Below are 19,335 nucleotides of genomic sequence, written 5' to 3'. Positions count from 1 at the left end.
GGGCGAAAATTAGACATTATGTTCAGCGGTGGAATAAACCGCTCAACGCTTAAGCTGACGCAACCACACCCTTGCTGCTTCAGCATCCAATTCGATTTGTTGTTTAAGTGCTTCAAACGACTCAAACTTTTGCTCATCTCGAAGTTTGTGCAAAAGTTCCACTTCTAGTTGCTTGCCATACAAATTGGCATGAAAGTCGAATAAGTGCACTTCTAACTGCTGGCGAACACCATTGACAGTCGGCCTTTGGCCAATATTAGCAACACCACCGACAGGCTCATTTCCTAAGCCAAGCGCTTGAACTACATAGACTCCGGAAACCGGAGAAACACAGCGTTTCAAAGGAAGGTTTGCAGTAGGAAAACCAATCGTTCTTCCCAGTTTTCTTCCGTGAGAAACACGACCGCTGATGCTGTAATTTCTTCCCAGCATTTGTTGTGCGGAATGCAAATCATCACGAGCCAATGCTTCGCGAATAGCCGTACTACTGACTCGTGATTTTTGTAAACAAAAGCTTTGGGTACTCACAACTTCAAAGCCGTATTTTCCCCCAGCTTCCTGCAACATCGCAAAGTTACCAGTTCGGCCTTTACCAAAGCAGAAATCATCACCAACGACAAGAAACTTAACACCCAAACGCTCGACCAACAAGTCACGGATAAACTCTTCCGCCGTCAGACTGGCAAAATGACGATTAAAATTAACGCACAGCAGACGATTAATATCGAGCTTACTCAATTGTACAAACTTATCACGTAATCGTGTTAGCCGTGCTGGCGCCTTGTCTTTCGCAAACAGCTCCATCGGCTGAGGCTCAAAGGTCATCACAACCGAAGGTAACGAAAGCCTCTTCCCTTGCTCTGAGACTTGTTGCAATACTTGCAGATGGCCTTGATGCACGCCATCAAAATTGCCAATAGTCAGCACGCAACCATGGTGGCGTGGTGTGATATTGTGAATGCCTCTAATCAGTTCCATTGGGTACTGCTTTCTGCCTCTGTTTTACTTTGCACTGTGTGAAACTGACGGATTATATACCAATCCCCCTTACTCTGTCCCAGCTTTTAGGTCTTTTAAGCGCACACCCAGTAAAAACGCAATCGAAAAGTAAACGACAGCACCTAGCGCGATCAGCATCCCGAGCACGCCGCTGCGTTGAGTAAAGGTCCATTCCAGCCAAACGGACATATCCTCTAACTGCCATAAGATGGTCGAAACCATCGCCCCCCCAGCGATAATCAAACGCATAAAAAAGAAAGCCGTTCTCTTGGTGATCTGATACACACCAGACAAATGCAGACCACGATACAACAAAACCATATTGACGAATGCCGACAATGCCGTCGCAATAGCCAAACCAACGTAACCATAGAAATAGGCCAAAATGGCGTTAAATACCATGTTCGTCACCATTGCAATAATGCCGTATTTCACTGGCGTTTTGGTATCTTGACGCGAGTAATAACCAGGAGCTAACACCTTAATTAACATAAAGTTCAACAAGCCAGATGCATAGGCAAATAATGATAATGAAGCTTGATGAACATCTTGAGGAGAAAACTCACCGCGCATGAACAGCACCATCAACATTGGTTTTGCCAATACCATGAGGCCCAGCATGGCAGGAATACCGAGCAATGTGACCATGCGTATGCCCCAGTCCATAGTATGAGCAAAGCCTTCATTGTGTGCATCAACGTGTTTGCGTGAAAGCGCTGGCAAAATAACCGTCGCAATCGCAATACCAAACAAACCCAAAGGAAACTCCAAGAGCCGGTCTGAATAATAAAGCCAGCTGATCGACCCAGTTTGCAGGAAGCTGGCAATAAAGGTATCCAGCAACAGATTAATCTGGCTGACGGAGACGCCGAATAGAGCAGGAATCATCAAAGTACGGATTTTCACCACACCCGGCTCACGCCAGCCCCATTTAGGCTTGACCATCACGCCCGCTTTAATAAGAAAAGGGATTTGGAATAAAAACTGCACCAAACCACCCAAAAAGACGCCGACCGCAAGCCCAAGCTCAGGCTTTGCCATTTGCGGTGAAATAAACAGAGCCGCCAGAATAATCATCACGTTTAAAAACACTGGCGTAAAAGAAGAGACCACGAACTTACCAAGGGTGTTGAGAATTGCACCAGAAAGCGCAACAAAGGTGATAAACCATAGGTAAGGGAACGTAATTTTGAGCATCATACTGGCGAGCTCAAACTTTTCCGCAGCAGGTCCACCATGCATCCAGTCTAAGAACCAACCAAAACCAAACAGTGCGGTTACCACGCCAGAGCCTAAGACACCAAATAAAGTGACGACCGAGACAATGACACCGAGAGTCCCTGCCGCTCGGGCAATCAATTCCCGAGTTTTGTCCATGTCACCTTGCGCATGACTTTCGGTTAAAACCGGCACAAAGGCTTGAGAAAAAGCGCCTTCGGCAAACAGACGTCGTAAGAAGTTAGGAATTTTATTGGCAAAGAAAAAGACGTCTGCACTTGCTCCTGCCCCCATCAAATTTGCCACTACAACATCACGAACTAGGCCTAGAACGCGGGAAATAAATGTCATAGCACTGACGATCATGCCTGACTTGAGTAGTCGTTTACTCACAGTAACCTCGGAATATTACGATAAGACAGCGAACCCTATACAGCTAAGCTCGCAGGTGCTGTATATAGACGTCAAAAATATATCCACCTATTGTTAATTCTAAGCGGATAATTATTAGCATTGGTATAAAAATGCTGTTAGAATCCACGCCATCTTAACCGCGATAACCGCTCTTACCAAAGTTTGTTTGGCTCAGATCGGTTTTTGCACAAATCATTTGACATTTAAGCGCAAATGAGGGATATTCCTCGCCCTTAAATTGTCACAGAACTAAGTTTTTGGGAGTTAGACCCTTGGCAAATAGTAAATCTGCTAAGAAGCGCGCTATCCAAGCTGAGAAACGTCGTCAGCACAACGCTAGTCGTCGCTCAATGATGCGTACTTACATGAAGAAAACTGTTGCTGCTATCGAAGCAGGCGACAAAGAAGCTGCAACTGCTGCATTTGCTGCAGTTACACCTATCCTAGACCGCATGGCAACTAAAGGCCTTATTCACAAGAATAAAGCATCTCGCCATAAGTCTCGCTTCGCTGCACAAATCAAAGCTCTTTAATAGAGTTCTGATTTTTCGGTGAAGAAAAAACCGACGTAAAGTCGGTTTTTTTATATTTAAAGCTTTCATAATAAAAAAAAGCTGGCAGTGCCAGCTTTTCTTTTGTCTACTATTCCCGTCTAAATGCACTGACCTCTTTTACTTAAGTCTCATCTGCACAGTAGAGACTATGGAGTGTTTTGATTAGCGCTTTCACCTCATCACTCTTTAGCGTGTAGTACACCGTTTGTGCTTCTTTTCTTGTTGTCACTAATTCGTCACGACGAAGCCAAGCTAGGTGTTGAGATAATGCCGACTGACTCAACTTTAGTTTTGCACACAGCTCCCCAACGGATAGCTCTTGATTATGCAGCATGCAGAGAATTTGTAGGCGTCTTTCGTTTGCCATCGCTTTGAGCAACACGACGGCTTTTGCGGAGTTCTTCTCCATATCTTGTAGGTTCATGTGTTGGACCTCTAGCTACAACTTACTTCTTCCAACCCTGAGCAGCTCGTTGTGTTGCATTGGTTGATACCTCTAAGAAGCTCAGGATACATATCCAGAACTTCCATGCTTAGAAACTTAATTTAGTCTTAAACGAATATGCAAGCTCAGCCTCAGTCATATTAGTCTGTGCGTAATCGCTCAACCAAACTGACTCACTAAGCTAAGTACCTTGAGTTACTTAAGGCATCATTTATATTTTTATCGATAATAATCTATTTACTTGCGCAACGGTATGTATTTACTCAAACATTTGCCGGAAGTCAGCATCACAAACGTTTTTTACCGCCGGATGTTGGATCATTCGCTCAGCAAAAATGACGTAGTACTCTTCCTTTAAACCGTCCACGTGACCAATGAGCTGTAAATTACGGTCGTCTTCAATTTCAGACATATATACTGTCGGCGCTAAAAAAATGACGTCATCGTGATATCGTGCAAAGGCTTTCATTAAAGCCACATCATCAAACTCGCCCAGCAGATTGGGTTGGAGACCTTGACGGTCAAACCACTGAATAACCTTGCGTCCCATTGCTGTTCGGCTCGCGGGAATCAAAAGTTTTTTCTCTTCTAATATTTCAGGAAATCGTACTCCGTCAATTTCAGAAGAAGCGAAGAAGCTCATGCTACTTTCGCCTAACTTTTTACTATATAGTCCTGGGCTTTGTGTCGAGTCGACTGGACAATCCGACAAAATCATATCCAACTTATGCTGGGAAAGTCGCTCAAGTAGAAGCTCGTGTGTCGACTCAAAACAACGCAGGTGAATACTGCTGTCTTCAGGAACCGTGGTCATGAGTACCTTGCTGACCAAGCGCTTTGATAACGCATCAGCCACACCAACCTCAAACAAAATGTTCGAATGTTGGCTGTAATTCACGATATCTAACATCTCATAACTCAAGCCAAACATCCGGTCGGCGTACTTGAACACCAATTGCCCTAACTCTGTCGGTTCAACAGTACGTCCATTGCGCTTGGTTAACTTCCCCTTCATTCGCTCTTCAAGTGCCTTGATTTGCCCTGTCACTGTTTGTGGAGTCAAAAAAAGCGCGTCTGCTGCTTTCGTTACCGAGCCCTGTTTACATACCATCCAAAAGTAATAAAGGTGGTTATAGTTTAGATGTGACATGCTCAACATCCCGAAAATAAGGTGATGCTTTTATACCAAATACGTCAGAAACAAACAATAAACTCGACAAAACCATACAATACCCATCATAAGTCTTAGTTTTACCGAAATCTAAAAATCAACCTTGTCATAAAAGTTGCACCTACATACATTTTTCTTCTAGGTTGAATACAAAAAACCACTAACACAACCTAGTGTTATCTCTTTATATTTCAATAATTTAAATCAAAAAAGACAACATAGCTTTCCTCACTATTAAAAAGAACAATAAAAATCTCACATAGCAATGAATCTGTCATATTACTGAAATATTTGTTCTCTAACATCAGCCACAATTTCAACTACAGACCGAAAATGAACTGAAAGGTCAACGGAGAAAATTATGATGAACCAAGCTACTTCAACAGTGGTTCCAATTTCGAGCACGACTCGTTGGTTACGCTGGGCTAACTTGGCATTCATGTTGTATCTACTTCTTCTAGCAGTGTCTATGGTTGGTAGTGGCTTCAAATGGGCAACTGGCGATCAAGCTAAAGTGCTATTTGAGTTTGCATCTCACCCAGTCGCAGGTCTTATGATCGGCTTGGTAGCGACAGCCCTAATCCAATCCTCAAGTACCGTGACGTCTATCATTGTCGGTCTAGTGGCTGGTGGTCTACCGGTAGAAACTGCGATTCCAATGATAATGGGTGCCAATATTGGAACAACAGTGACTAATACGCTCGTTTCTCTTGGCCATGTTCGTTGTAAAGAAGAGTTTAAGCGAGCATTCGCTAGTGCAACTATTCACGATTTCTTCAACTTACTTGCGGTCGTTATTTTCCTGCCGTTGGAAATGATGTTCGGCATTTTAGAGAAGATTTCTCACTGGCTTGTGTCACCACTACTTGCTACCGGTGATATGAGCATCAAAGGCTTCAATTTTATTAAACCAATGACTAAGCCCGTTGTTAGTGCGATTAAAGAACCACTTTCAGCATTCGGTGACACCGTCGGAGGTATTGCGCTTATCGTCCTTGGTATTGCGACTATCTTCGTTGCGATTACCGTCATGGGTAAGTTAATGAAAAGCCTAATGGTAGGTCGTGCACGTGAGATCTTGAAGAACGCGATTGGCCGCGGTCCTATCCATGGCATCGTATCAGGCTCTATCGTCACGGTGTTGGTGCAATCTTCATCAACCACCACGAGCTTAATGGTGCCATTAGTTGGTACAGGCGTGTTGAAAGTCCGTGATATTTATCCATTCACGCTAGGTTCGAACATCGGTACTTGTATTACCGCTCTATTGGCAGCGACAGCAGTGTCTGGTGAGTTTGCGGTCTTCGCACTGCAAATTGCACTGGTGCACTTAGCATTCAACGTCATGGCAACGTTATTGATCTTTGGTATTCCGTTCTTACGTGAAATTCCAATGAAAGGCGCTGAGATGATTTCTGAAATGGCCACCAAGAATAAAGCTGTGGTCGGTGGCTATTTGATGTCAGTGTTCATTATTTTGCCAGGTGCAATTCTTGCTCTGACAACATAGCAATAGCAACATACCATCGCTTATTATTTAGGCTCCACAATGTGGAGCCTTTTTTTATCAATAGATGCTGTCCAGCAGGTAAGCTGATGATCATTTGTACCATAACAACCTCACTCATAATGGATTAACCTTACCTCGGAGTTGATCATATGGCGCAAACTAATGTCGCTATTTCTCGCCAGCTATTATAGTAGTACTAGACGAAAACCTAACTCAATTGGTGGCTGATATTGATATTCTTAGCAGCGTAAATCCTCTTCATTGTGCGCAAGAAAGGAAACGACTGATAAACTAGAGGCGCTGGCGCACCATAAGATGAAAAGCATCGACTCACAACGTTCAACTAAGAGACGATTTTGATTGCTACTGTGCGGGAAAACGAACTAAAAGACTTCGATTTGATTCGTTCTTTAGTGAGTAGAGGAATTTTAACCCCATCTAAGTTCATCAGCTCTGCATTGTTTGCGTCAACACAAACCAACCCGATTCGCCGCTATATTGTCAATGTACTAAAGTCATGATCTAAAAAAGCTCCATTTGGAGCTTTTTTTAATTGGCAGCAAGTGCGACTACACTGAGAATGGGTAGCGAATGAGCTCATGATGCTCATATCCTTCCACCCAAAAATCATCCAATGTGACCCAAGTTTCTAAGTCTTCTAATGATGTAATTTCTGGGTTGATGTGGAACGTTGCAGCTTTTAAAGGGTCACGCTTGAGTTGAACATCACGCATTAATTCAAGTTGATCTTCGTAAATGTGCGCATTAACAATCTTGTGGAATGCTTGCCCCGGCTTCTTACCCGTAATCTGTGCCATGATAGCCAAGAACACGTAGACTTGAACCATATTGAAGTTCAGCCCTAGCGGGACATCGCATGAGCGCTGCGTGCTATTTAAGTACAGCGTATCACCCAGTAGGGAAAAATGATGACTGTACATACAAGGACGCAAACACCCCATATGAAACTCACCAGGGTTGTAGAAGTTAAGGATCTCACCACGGTCATCAACGCCTTGACTTAAGTCATCGACTATTTTACGCAGTTGATCAATACAACCTCCATCGGGTTTCGCCCATGCACGACCCTGAACGCCGTAGACACGCCCCATATCATCCTCACCTTTACGGTATGGATTGTTTAACCAAGCATCATTCAGGTTTGCGTTTGCATCCCAAGTTTTGGCGCCCAAGTGACGGAAATCTGCTGCGTTATCATAACCGCGAATATAACCTAGTAACTCAGCAACCGCTGCTTTCCAAAAGCTTTTTCGTGTGGTGACCAATGGGAATTGATTGTTCGCAACATCATAGGTTAAATCCGCGTTAATCACGGTCAGACAACGCTTACCCGTCCGTTCATTGTCAACCCAAACACCTTGGTCAACGATGCGCTGACACAAATCTAAATACTGTTTCACACCAATACCTTACTTCGTCTTTTGTGGTAAGTCGTCTTTATAGTGACCACGTTTGTATGCCCACACCATCATTAGAATACCGATAAGCACCATTGGCAGTGACAAAATTTGTCCCATGGAGATAAAGCCACCGAATAAACCTAAGTGAGCGTCTGGTTCGCGTACGTATTCTACTAGGAAACGGAATGTTCCGTAACCCGCAAGGAAAAGTCCTGAAACTGAACCAAGAGGACGCGGCTTTTTAATAAACCAGTTTAAGATGAAGAACAGAACAATGCCTTCTAATGCCATTTCATACAATTGCGATGGGTGACGCGGAAGAGGTCCGCCATTCGGGAAGATAACCGCCCAAGGCACATCTGTGACACGCCCCCACAACTCACTATTCATGAAATTGCCCAATCGTCCCATTCCTAAACCAAATGGCACAAGCGGAGCGATGAAGTCAGCCACACCAAAGAAAGTCCGACCGTTTTTATGAGCATACCAGAACATGGCAGTCATCACCCCGAGCAAACCACCATGGAATGACATACCACCAGTCCAGACTTTAAACAGATACAATGGCTCCGCTAGGAAGAGTTCAAAATTGTAGAACATCACGTAGCCGACACGACCACCGAACACAACCCCAAGGAAGCCTGCAAACAGTAAATCTGATACTTGCTCTCGCGTCCAGCCACTACTAGGTTTATCTGCACGGCGGTTCGCCAACCATAAGGCGAATAGGAAACCAACTAGGTACATCAAGCCGTACCAGCGAATTGAAACAGGACCAATAGCAATTAAAACCGGATCAATATTGGGAAATTCAATGTATCCCTGAGACATAAATCATTCTCTTCTTATGACAAATAAAAGGATGGACTTAGAGCAGCATGGTCGCTGCAACAAACATCAAGAATACCGCGAATATCTTTTTTAATACCGCAGTAGGAAGGGCTGTTGCCAACTTCGCCCCCACGCTTGTTGTCAGCATGGATGTCATGGCAATGGCGAGCAAAGCGGGAAGATAGACATAGCCAATACTGTACGCTGGTAACCCTTCAACGTTGTAGCCATGTAAGATAAAACCAATCATACCAGAAATGGCAATCACACAACCACAAACCGAGGACGACCCCACCGCTTTGCGCATTTCTATACCGTGCTTGTTTAGAAAAGGGACTGACAGTGAGCCACCACCAATACCAGCAAGACTTGAAACAACACCAATTCCCGTTCCATACATCATGGTCACCGGGCTACTGGGCATTGGTTTACTACGAGTGACTCGGATAGAACGGAACATTTGTACCGCAAGGTAGAGCACAATCACACCGAAGACTTTCGGCAAGTAATGCGTTGGGATCCATTCAGCAATGTTGGCCCCAACAAAGCCGCCAATCACGACGCCAGGCATCAACCACTTAACAACGAACAGGTCGACATTCCCAAGCTTGAGATGATTCAGCGCCGATGATCCTGATGTGACAATGATACTGGCAAGAGAAGTCGCCAAAGCCATATGCATACTCATTTCGGCGGAAATCCCAGCGAGAGGAAGCAGGTACAATAACGCGGGTACGACAATCAGACCGCCGCCAATACCGAGTAGCCCCGCCATCACACCCACAAAAGCGCCCAGCACCAGCAATAATAAAAATAAAGAGACGGTCACGATTTCCTACTTTTTACCTGCGCGGATAAAGCCAGCAAAGCCTTGTTGGATAAAGAAATCATGCATCATTTGATGGATATCCTCCCCGTATGACTTCGTCATCGCTTGCTCCGCGAGTTTTTTTAATTCTTCTTGTTGGCTATGGCGAATTAAATACTTCACCTTAGCCACGTTCGAGGTGTTCATGCTCAGACAGGTATAACCTAACCCAAGCAACAGCAATGCACCAAATGGATCCCCTGCCAACTCACCACAAATGCACACAGGTACATGATATTTATCACATACATCATAAATCTGCTTTAGTGCCAATAGTACCGCAGGGTGCATGGATTCATAGACATCGGCAACACGGGAATTGTTCCTATCAACCGCTAATAAATATTGGGTTAAATCATTCGTACCCACCGAAACAAAATCAACACGGTGTGCAATCATCGGCAGTAAATACACCATTGATGGCACTTCTATCATCACACCAACTTTTGGTAATAGAATGCGTTCATCCAATAATACGGTTTCACTGTATGCTTGGTTAATCAAGCGAATCGCATCATCCAACTCTTTCACGCCGGAGACCATCGGCAACAAAATACTTAAGTTACCGCTTTCCGCACTCGCTCTTAACATCGCACGTAACTGGATCAGAAAGATGTCAGGGTGATCCAGCGTAAAGCGAATACCACGCCAGCCTAAAAATGGATTGTCTTCTTCTATTGGTAGATACGGTAGTGGCTTATCCCCCCCCACATCCAACGTACGCATTACCACTTTCTGATTAGCGTAGCAGTTGAGTATTGCACGATACTGATGATACTGCTCATCTTCGGAGGGAAAGTGATGTTGAAGTAAAAATGCGATTTCCGTTCGGTATAAACCAACACCATCAACCCCCGTGTTGATGGCAATGTTACTATCTGCACTCAGGCCCGCATTGAGCATCACTTCAACATGGTGATTATCTTCGGTCACCGCTGGTAACGCGAGATCCTTATTGACCATCGCGAACAGTTCAGACTCTTCGCTAACTAAACTGCGGTACTCCCTGAGTAATTGACGATTTGGCTCAAGGAAAATCTCACCCGTATACCCATCAACAATCCCCAACTTACCATTGACGACTTCAATGTTGATGTTTGCCCCCATCACTGCGGTCACACCAAGTGCACGAGAAAGAATCGCCGCGTGGGAATTGACTCCCCCTTCGAGTGAAACCACCGCCAACAGATATTCTTTAGGGACAGAGGCCAATAACGTTGCGGTTAGCTCATTCGCCACTAAGATGATTGGGCGATCAATCGCTGCATTTTCTTGCTCACTGTTATGCAGGAAATACAGCAGCCTTTGGCCTAACTCTCTTACATCTTGTGCTCGCTCACGCATATAAACGTCAGACATTCGAGCAAATCGGTTAGAGTATTTTTCGACGACTTGACGTAATGCCCAGTCAGCCCTGTCTCCTTTTTCAATTTGCTTTTTCAAATCACCACGCAACATAGGATCATTGAGCAAGTGAGTAAACAAATCAAAGATCGCGAGCGCGTCTTTATTAATCTCACTATCAAGCTTCTTTCGCATTCGACGAAAGTCATTCAACGCTCGCTCTATTGCCACCAGCAAGAGTTCGTGTTCGCGATCTTTATCTAAAGTCGAGGATGGAAAAACATCCGATAGTTTAGGTTGCGTGTTATCAAACCAAAATTCACCTATCGCTACCCCGGTAGAGGTTGGCAACCCTTTAATAACGGTAGGCTTAGATGTCAATTGCCAGTGACCAAGATTTTGTGCATGAGCAATTAAAACCGCTAATTGTGCGGATAAGGTCACAAGAAATGACTCTTCTATCTCGCTAAACAAACGCGGTGTTTTTTGTTGAATAACCAACACACCTAGCACTTGTTTGCGATGGATAATAGGAGTGGCAAGGAAAGAGTGATAAACCTGCTCACCGAGCAGAGGTAATAATTTAAACTCGGGATGGGTGGAAGCTTCTGCGAGGTTTAACGGTTCCGCACTGCGCTTAACCAACCCTACTAGCCCTTCATTGAAGTTGATATGAATACTATCGCCTTCAAAAATAAGGCCTTGAGTTGCCATTAACTCAAGGCGCTGCATTTCTTCATTAGCAAGGTAGATAGTACAACACTCAGTGCGAAGGGCAGCACAAGTCTCTTTAACCAATATATCGAGTGCGAGATGCACATCATCGACTCTGGAGACTTTCTCAACTATTTCCCTTAGCTGACTAAGCATGACTATCCTCTACGCTGTTTTTTTCTTTTCCCTTTCGTTTTTCTCTCGCGAAAAGGCATGGCTAAAGATGCAAACTCTTTCATTGCTCGTCGATACACGTCTCGCTTGAAAGAAACAACTTGCCTAACTGGATACCAATAGCTCACCCAGCGCCAACCATCAAATTCAGGGGATTTCCCGCGTTGCATGTTGATGCATGATTCATCGCATTCCAATCGCAGCAGAAACCATTTCTGTTTTTGGCCGATACAAACAGGCTTGGAGTCCCAACGCACCAATCGTTTTGGTAGTTTATATCTTAACCAATGACGACTTGTTGCAATGATCTTAACGTCTTTTTTCGTTAAACCGACTTCTTCATATAACTCCCTGAACATGGCCTGTTCAGGTGTCTCACCTTCGTCAATTCCACCTTGTGGAAATTGCCATGAGTGTTGCCCGTATCGTTTAGCCCAGAAGACCTGACCATGGTTATTACATATCACAATACCAACATTAAGTCGGTAACCATCGCCATCTATCACTGGCTAACCTCTATGAATAATTTTTTATTACTGTGATTTTTCCACATATCCCCATTACTAGCAAACTTACTGATGTGATATGAGCAAGATTTATTACCTTTCCAGCATTTATGGAGGTATTTTAACCCACCCCGTCGTTATCAACACAAGATTGAGACATGGACCACATTTATTCACCTTTTCTGTGAATAACTTTGTGAAGAATTCAATCTAACTGAGAAATCTTGTTCAAAAACCATGGCAAGACAATTTGTAAAACATAAAAACAAAATAAATTAACAATATTAAAAACAACAATTTAAAACAAAAAAGAACCATTAATTAATCTTTTTTGTTTTGACGATCTTTTCACCACTTACAGATCGGTTAAAGATCCATCATCAAGGTGTTTATCCACACTGCCTTATCGTTATTTATGCTATTCTCATAATATCAAGCCTAAAACCTCATTTTTCCCCCTGTTTATTCATCCAGACTCACTCAAAATCTCATCGGATTCTTCATAGTCTGTGGATAAGTTATGAATTGATCATTCTTAACTCACCTCGATGAAATCTTGGGCAGTGGATTTCGTTGGAATTTGTTAGACTAGATGTTTTCCAAAAATTACCTTGTCATTATGAAACCTGAACCACAAACAGAAGCAGAACTCATCGAACGTGCTCACAATATGGCAGGGCTCAGTTTTTTGGAACTGGCCACCGAAGCTGGTATGAACGTTCCTGAAAATTTAAAACGTGATAAAGGCTGGGTGGGGCAACTACTTGAATGGCATCTAGGTGCACCTTCGGGAAGTAAACCTCAACAAGATTTTTCTCAATTAGGAATTGAGCTGAAGAGTATCCCCATCAGCTATACAGGAAAACCTTTGGAAACCACCTTTGTTTGCGTCGCCCCCCTCACTGGCGTACAGGGACTCACATGGGAAACCAGCCATGTGAGAAACAAACTTTCACGCGTACTTTGGGTGCCCGTAGAAGGAGAACGAGAACTTCCTCTCGCCAAGCGCCGTGTGGGTAGTCCGTTAATTTGGTCACCTAATGAGGAAGAAGAGCATATCTTACGTAATGATTGGGAAGAGTTAATGGAAATGATCGTGCTCGGAAAGTTTGATCAAATTTCAGCCAGACTCGGCGAAGCGCTTCACCTGCGCCCAAAAGCCGCTAACGCGAAAGCGCTGACCGAGGCTTATAGCTCGAATGGTAAACCGATAAAAACTCTGCCTCGTGGTTTCTATCTCAGAACACAGTTTACAGAGAAAATTTTATTGAAACATTACCTCAATACGCTGTCGGAGTAATGATACTGACCAACTCCATCAATGTGTTTTTAGTAATAACTCAATGTCACAATATGAGGCGGTTCCCTCGCTACCACATTCGTCATAAGCGTTGTGCAGTCTCAGGAAAGCTTTATCAACTCCCAACCTCAGGAGTTCTTCTTTCACCAAATCCAGCGAACCAAAATGAATAGGATCTTCGCCATCTTTAATAGGTTCAAGCTGATGTTTGTACTCCACTGCTAATAAGTACTCAGAGACGTCAGAACACCCAATCACAAAGACCTTAGGTGTTTTATAAGTATCTCTATGGGGACCGTGTAGCCACATGTCTAGTTGATGCTTCTGCATAATCCACCTCCTTCTCACAATGATTTAAGTGTAGTTACGGGTTGTATCGCTTTCGAGTCAGATTTTTCTTTATACGTAAATCATTTGCGAGAACGGTTAAAAATCCCCTATATTGGGACGACTTATTCAGTCGGTAACTCCTCAAGGACGTGACATGCAATACACCAAACTACCGCACTCATCACTCGAGATCAGTAAGATCTGCCTCGGCACCATGACTTTTGGTGAACAAAATACAGAAAAAGAAGCCTTCGAACAGCTCGACTTTGCTCTTGACCACGGCGTGAACTTTATTGATACAGCCGAAATGTATCCCGTCCCACCCAAGGCAGAAACCCAAGGTTTAACCGAGCAATACATCGGTAATTGGCTAACCAAATCGAGAAAACGAGAAAAAGTAGTCCTCGCTACGAAAGTCGCAGGCCCTCGCGGTGTTCCTCATATTCGCGACAATATGAGCCTGAACCGTCGCCACATCCATACTGCAATTGACGACAGCCTTCAACGACTTCAGACTGATTATGTGGATTTGTACCAATTGCATTGGCCGCAACGCCAAACTAACTGCTTTGGACAACTAAATTACCCTTACCACGACAAACAAGAAGAAGTCACTCTGATAGAAACTCTTGAAGCACTAACAGAGCTCGTTAACGCAGGCAAGGTGCGCTATATCGGCGTCTCAAATGAAACCCCGTGGGGAGTGATGTCGTTGTTACGGCTGGCTGAGAAACATGACTTGCCGCGGATCGTTTCCATTCAAAACCCATACAGCTTGCTGAACCGCAGCTTTGAAGTGGGTCTGTCTGAAATCAGTCATTATGAAGGTGTGCAGCTATTGGCTTATTCACCGTTAGCATTTGGTTGCTTAAGTGGTAAGTATCTAAATGGTGCAAAACCAGAGGGCGCTCGATGCTCTAAATGGGAACGCTTTGCTCGCTACTTTACGCCACAAGGCGTTAAAGCCACCGAAGCGTACGTGAGTTTGGCTCGAGAGCATGGTTTGGATCCAGCACAAATGGCGCTGGCATTTGTCAATCAACGTCCATTTGTCGCGTCCAATATCATCGGCGCCACCAACCTTGATCAGCTCAAAGCGAACATTGACAGTATTGATCTTCAACTTAGTGAAGCGCTACTCACTGAAATCCAAGCGATTGGCACTACCTACTCTAATCCTTGCCCATAAGAACGACAAAGGCTGACGTAAAGGTCAGCCGATTTCTAAGGGTAAAGCATAACTGAATATTGTTCATATAGCATATTGCACGACTGTGCTATTTAAACCGTCTGCTCAGAAATTAAATTATGTTTATTCAATAGCCGATACATCGTTGCGCGCGAAACACCAAGCTCTTTTGCCGCATTTGACACTTGTCCAGAATGTGACTCCAAAACAACTAATAGCGCATCACGTTCACTCTTTTCTCGGATGGCTTTCAAACTACGTTTCGCGTCATTGCGTTGTGGTAAATCTAGGTGATGCGCTTCGATCATGACGCTATCCGACATCAATACCGCACGTTTCACTTGATTCATCAACTCACGTACGTTACCCGGCCAGTCATAGCACGTCAGCGCCTTCAAGGCCTCCTCCGAGAAGCTCTTGGCTTGTGAGTTGTATTCTTTCGAAAACTCTTGTAAATAGTAACGCGCTAATAACGAAGTATCGCTAGCACGTTCTTTCAAGCTTGGAACATTAATGCGAAGAACGTTGATATAGTGATAAAGCTCTTCATTAAAATCACCATCAAGCAGCGCTTTTTCTATATTTGATGAGTTAGCAGCAAGGATACGAACATTGACCATTTTCATACCATTTTTGGTTTCAATTGTGCCTTCTTGCAAAAACCTCAGTAGATTCATCTGCTGCTCTTTCGAGATGGCCAAAATGTCATTGAACAGCACCGCCCCACCATCGGCTTGTTCAATGAGGCTTGGTCTCATGTAGTCTTCCGCTGACATTCCAAACACTTCAGTTTGGAAGCGCTGTTTATTTAAAGCTCGACAATTAATCGTCATAAATGGCTTGTGGGAACGCGAAGACACTTTATGAATAGCACGAGCCACCGTCTCTTTTCCTGCCCCACTTTCTCCAGAGATTAATATGCTGACATCTGTTGGCCCAATGCGTTTTACTTGATCGCGTAGACGCTTCATCGGGATCGACTCACCAATCAACCCCATGTCTAAACTGTTACCAAAACTAGGCCAGACTTTTTTCTCCAGCTTGAGCATACCTAATTGGTGACCAATGGTGCTAAGGAGTTGGGCGTCAGGGATTGGCGCAGTAAAAAAGTCGATACAGAAGTTAACAATGAACTGGCAGATAGTGTCAGTGCCAAGTTGAGGCTCACGAATAAACGCTAACCAGCGCACATGTTTGTGAAAGCTCACTAAGTTCGCTAAGCCGTTTAAACTGAATTCATCATGACTGAGATCGACAATACCAATACATGGACCAATATCTTCTAGCAGCGCATGCGCTTTGCGTAAGTCCCCCACTTGATGACACTTCCAGCCAACCTGTTCCAGTACTGATAACCAAGGCTCATCAGTACCGCCCACGACCACCAGAGATCCCGGGATGGAATCCATCTTAAATTGCCCAGCCATTCTCTCACCCTTTTTCATTATTAATTGAAATTTTGCGTCACAACCCCACCTTTGCGAACGGGTAACATTATCGAGACTAAAATCATTCAAGTCTGTCTCAGTATTAAGACTAGCAATGGATTGAGATTTGGCGAATGCTGATTTGCATATCCTTTTAAAAACCAAGTGCAACTATTTGAATTTAGTTAACGAAAAGACATAAAAAAACCACCCGAAGGTGGTTTTTAAACACTTTAGCAAATTACGCTTGTGGGCGCATTGCAGGGAATAGGATCACGTCACGAATTGTGTGCGTATTTGTCAGTAGCATAACCAAACGGTCAATACCGATACCTTGACCTGCTGTTGGCGGTAGGCCGTGCTCTAACGCAGTAATGTAGTCTGCATCATAGAACATGGCTTCATCATCACCAGATTCTTTAGCTTCAACTTGTGCTTTAAAGCGCGCATCTTGGTCTTCTGCATCGTTCAGCTCTGAGAAGCCATTCGCTACTTCACGACCACCAATAAAGAATTCAAAACGATCGGTGAAGAATGGGTTGTCATCACTACGACGAGCCAATGGAGAAATGTCCGCAGGGTAACCAGTGATGAACGTTGGCTGCATGAGTTTAGGCTCTGCAGTTTCACCGAAGATCTCTTCTAGCAGCTGACCACATGTCCAGAAATCTTCGACTTCGACATGCACTGACTTCGCGATAGAAACCATCAGTTCGCGGTTTTGTAGATCGTCTTCTGTTAACGCTTGGATTTGGGCGTGGTCTGGGTTGAATTTTTTGATCGCTTCAAACATGCTCATGCGAGCGTACTGGCCACCAAATTCAACCGTTTCATCACCATAAGGCATTGAAGTAGAGCCTAAAACTTCTCGTGCAACCGTACTTAATAACTCTTCAGTAAGATCCATTAGATCTTTATAATCCGCGTACGCCATGTAGAACTCCATCATCGTGAACTCTGGATTATGACGAGGAGAGAGACCTTCATTACGGAAGTTACGGTTGATTTCGAATACGCGATCAAAACCACCCACAATTAGACGCTTCAGGTAAAGTTCAGGTGCAACACGTAAGTACATTGGCATATCTAGTGCGTTGTGATGCGTGATGAATGGACGTGCCGTCGCACCGCCAGGAATAACGTGCATCATTGGCGTTTCAACTTCCATGAACTCTTTAGAGATCATGAAATTACGAATAGAAGACATCACTTTAGAACGTATAATAAATGCTTGACGAGAGTCTTCGTTCACGATCAGGTCAACGTAACGCTGACGGTAACGCATTTCTTGATCAGTAAGGCCGTGGAACTTCTCTGGTAGTGGACGAAGTGCTTTGGTTAGCAACTCGTACTCTTCCATGTTCACGTATAGGTCACCTTTGCCCGATTTGTGTAGCACACCTCTAACACCGATGATGTCACCGATATCAAGACCTTGATACTTTTCTTTTAGTTCTTTCTGTACGTCTTTTGCAGCGTACGCCTGAATGCGACCAGAAGTTTCTTGAATAACTAAGAAGGGACCACGCTTAGCCATAATACGGCCAGCCACTGCCACAACGTGGTTCAACTCTTCTAGTTCTTGCTTCGTCTTTTCACCGAACTCTTTTTGAAGGTCGCCCGCTAGCGCGTCACGACGGAAGTCGTTTGGATGGCCGTTTGCTTTGCAGCTCTTTCGGATTTCATCCAGTTTAGCGCGGCGCTCAGCAATCAGCTTGTTTTCTTCTTGTACAGTTTCGTTTTGAACAGCATCAGTCATTTTTCAATGTATCCTGTTTGTGTCGGTGAAAAGCTTATAGGCCTGATTTCAGGCTAGCTTCAATAAATTTGTCCAGATCGCCATCAAGGACCGCTTGGGTGTTACGGTTTTCAACCCCCGTACGGAGATCTTTAATGCGTGAGTCATCCAATACGTAAGAACGGATCTGGCTACCCCAGCCAATGTCAGACTTGGCGTCTTCATTAGCTTGTTTTTCCGCGTTTTGCTTTTGTAACTCAAGCTCAAATAGCTTTGCTCGAAGCTGTTTCATTGCCTGATCTTTGTTCTTATGTTGAGAACGGTCATTTTGACACTGCACTACCGTGTTCGTTGGTACGTGTGTAATACGAACCGCAGATTCGGTAGTGTTAACGTGCTGACCACCAGCGCCTGACGCACGGTAAACGTCAATACGTAGGTCAGAAGGATTAATGTCGATAGCGATGTTTTCATCAACCTCTGGGTAGATAAACGCAGACGCAAATGAAGTATGGCGGCGGCCGCCTGAATCGAATGGCGATTTACGTACCAGACGATGAACGCCCGTTTCTGTGCGTAACCAACCGTAGGCGTACTCACCGGAGATACGAACCGTTGCAGACTTAAGGCCCGCAACCTCGCCTTCAGAGACTTCTATCACTTCCGCTTTAAAGCCTTTCGCTTCAGCCCAACGTAAGTACATACGCAGTAACATATTGGTCCAATCTTGCGCTTCTGTACCACCCGATCCAGCTTGTAAGTCAATGTAGCAATCGGAGCTGTCGTGATCACCAGAGAACATACGGCGGAATTCAAGCAGTTCGAGCTTTTCTTCTAGATCTGCAAGTTCTGGTTCGATTTCGTCAAATGTTTCTTGGTCTTCTTCTTCTACAGCCAGTTCCAGAAGACCTTCTACATCGTCTACCCCTTGCTCTAGTTGAACAATAGTTTCAACAATCGCTTCTAGGGATGCACGCTCTTTACCCAGCGCTTGCGCACGCTCAGGTTCATTCCATACATCTGGTTGCTCAAGTTCTGCGTTGACTTCTTCTAGACGCTCTTTCTTTGCGTCATAGTCAAAGGTACCCCCTCAGGACATTTGTGCGCTGAGACACGTCCTGCAGACGGTTTTTAATTGGATTGATTTCAAACATGCTTACTCAACATTTTAGAATAGAATTT

Annotated in this window: 17 protein-coding genes; 4 read left to right on the top strand and 13 right to left on the bottom strand. The window is 44.3% G+C overall.

The window, feature by feature from the left end; all coding sequences use genetic code 11:
• Positions 1-42: 42 nt before the first annotated feature.
• Positions 43-978 (bottom strand): bifunctional riboflavin kinase/FAD synthetase, encoded by a 936-nt coding sequence (gene ribF, locus AC3D28_RS14195; protein WP_488535133.1) that lies wholly within the window; start codon positions 976-978, stop codon positions 43-45.
• Positions 979-1,047: 69 nt separating this feature from the next.
• Entirely contained in the window at positions 1,048-2,610 is a 1,563-nt protein-coding gene (murJ, locus tag AC3D28_RS14190; protein WP_488535132.1) for a murein biosynthesis integral membrane protein MurJ, read from the bottom strand.
• Positions 2,611-2,903: 293 nt separating this feature from the next.
• Here murJ and rpsT point away from each other — a divergent pair, with 293 nt between their 5' ends.
• On the top strand, positions 2,904-3,164 hold the full coding sequence (rpsT, locus tag AC3D28_RS14185) for a 30S ribosomal protein S20 (RefSeq protein ID WP_098416471.1): 261 nt from the start codon (positions 2,904-2,906) through the stop codon (positions 3,162-3,164).
• A gap of 142 nt (positions 3,165-3,306) precedes the next feature.
• Here the strand turns inward: rpsT and AC3D28_RS14180 are convergent, their stop codons facing one another.
• On the bottom strand, positions 3,307-3,609 hold the full coding sequence (locus AC3D28_RS14180; protein ID WP_098416472.1) for an ArsR/SmtB family transcription factor: 303 nt from the start codon (positions 3,607-3,609) through the stop codon (positions 3,307-3,309).
• A 280-nt stretch (positions 3,610-3,889) separates the two neighbouring features.
• Entirely contained in the window at positions 3,890-4,780 is an 891-nt protein-coding gene (gene nhaR, locus AC3D28_RS14175) for a transcriptional activator NhaR (protein WP_098416473.1), read from the bottom strand.
• 382 nt (positions 4,781-5,162) lie between these two features.
• On the opposite strand from nhaR, the gene AC3D28_RS14170 reads away from it, so the two are divergent.
• Complete coding sequence (locus tag AC3D28_RS14170) at positions 5,163-6,311, top strand: Na/Pi symporter (RefSeq protein WP_488535131.1); 1,149 nt, start codon at positions 5,163-5,165, stop codon at positions 6,309-6,311.
• Positions 6,312-6,880: 569 nt separating this feature from the next.
• On the opposite strand, the gene AC3D28_RS14165 is transcribed toward AC3D28_RS14170, so the two are convergent.
• Genes AC3D28_RS14165 through rppH form a run of 5 tightly spaced genes read right to left on the bottom strand, consistent with a single transcriptional unit; the run spans position 6,881 to position 12,169 of the window.
• Entirely contained in the window at positions 6,881-7,732 is an 852-nt protein-coding gene (locus tag AC3D28_RS14165) for a thymidylate synthase (RefSeq protein WP_488535130.1), read from the bottom strand.
• 9 nt (positions 7,733-7,741) lie between these two features.
• Positions 7,742-8,563: a prolipoprotein diacylglyceryl transferase gene (lgt, locus tag AC3D28_RS14160; protein ID WP_488535129.1), complete on the bottom strand. Its 822-nt coding sequence runs from the start codon at positions 8,561-8,563 to the stop codon at positions 7,742-7,744.
• A gap of 37 nt (positions 8,564-8,600) precedes the next feature.
• Positions 8,601-9,392 carry a sulfite exporter TauE/SafE family protein gene (locus tag AC3D28_RS14155; protein ID WP_098416477.1) on the bottom strand — a complete coding sequence of 264 codons (792 nt, stop codon included), beginning with the start codon at positions 9,390-9,392 and terminating at the stop codon, positions 8,601-8,603.
• 6 nt (positions 9,393-9,398) lie between these two features.
• Positions 9,399-11,645: a phosphoenolpyruvate--protein phosphotransferase gene (ptsP, locus tag AC3D28_RS14150; protein ID WP_098416478.1), complete on the bottom strand. Its 2,247-nt coding sequence runs from the start codon at positions 11,643-11,645 to the stop codon at positions 9,399-9,401.
• A gap of 2 nt (positions 11,646-11,647) precedes the next feature.
• Positions 11,648-12,169 (bottom strand): RNA pyrophosphohydrolase, encoded by a 522-nt coding sequence (rppH, locus tag AC3D28_RS14145; RefSeq protein ID WP_098416479.1) that lies wholly within the window; start codon positions 12,167-12,169, stop codon positions 11,648-11,650.
• 619 nt (positions 12,170-12,788) lie between these two features.
• On the opposite strand from rppH, the gene mutH reads away from it, so the two are divergent.
• Positions 12,789-13,469, top strand: coding sequence for a DNA mismatch repair endonuclease MutH (mutH, locus tag AC3D28_RS14140; RefSeq protein WP_488536099.1), 681 nt, complete (start codon positions 12,789-12,791; stop codon positions 13,467-13,469).
• Positions 13,470-13,487: 18 nt separating this feature from the next.
• Here mutH and AC3D28_RS14135 read toward each other — a convergent pair whose 3' ends face one another.
• Positions 13,488-13,799 (bottom strand): DUF6482 family protein, encoded by a 312-nt coding sequence (locus tag AC3D28_RS14135; protein ID WP_098416480.1) that lies wholly within the window; start codon positions 13,797-13,799, stop codon positions 13,488-13,490.
• A gap of 154 nt (positions 13,800-13,953) precedes the next feature.
• Here AC3D28_RS14135 and AC3D28_RS14130 point away from each other — a divergent pair, with 154 nt between their 5' ends.
• Positions 13,954-14,988: an NADP(H)-dependent aldo-keto reductase gene (locus AC3D28_RS14130; protein WP_488535128.1), complete on the top strand. Its 1,035-nt coding sequence runs from the start codon at positions 13,954-13,956 to the stop codon at positions 14,986-14,988.
• Between the two features lie 92 nt (positions 14,989-15,080).
• Here AC3D28_RS14130 and AC3D28_RS14125 read toward each other — a convergent pair whose 3' ends face one another.
• The 3 genes from AC3D28_RS14125 to prfB all read right to left on the bottom strand — a co-directional run bounded on the left by AC3D28_RS14125 (position 15,081) and on the right by prfB (position 19,307).
• Entirely contained in the window at positions 15,081-16,415 is a 1,335-nt protein-coding gene (locus AC3D28_RS14125) for a sigma-54-dependent transcriptional regulator (protein WP_488535127.1), read from the bottom strand.
• Positions 16,416-16,656: 241 nt separating this feature from the next.
• Complete coding sequence (lysS, locus tag AC3D28_RS14120; protein ID WP_098416483.1) at positions 16,657-18,174, bottom strand: lysine--tRNA ligase; 1,518 nt, start codon at positions 18,172-18,174, stop codon at positions 16,657-16,659.
• A gap of 34 nt (positions 18,175-18,208) precedes the next feature.
• A protein-coding gene (gene prfB, locus AC3D28_RS14115) for a peptide chain release factor 2 (RefSeq protein ID WP_098416484.1) occupies positions 18,209-19,307 on the bottom strand; the annotation gives its coding sequence in 2 pieces (ribosomal slippage) (positions 18,209-19,231 and positions 19,233-19,307; 1,098 coding nt in all).
• Between the last annotated feature and the right edge of the window lie 28 nt (positions 19,308-19,335).

Source organism: Vibrio sp. TAP-3B (assembly GCF_057784735.1).
Note: the sequence above shows the minus strand (reverse complement) of the source record. Positions and strands in the feature narration are given on the sequence as shown.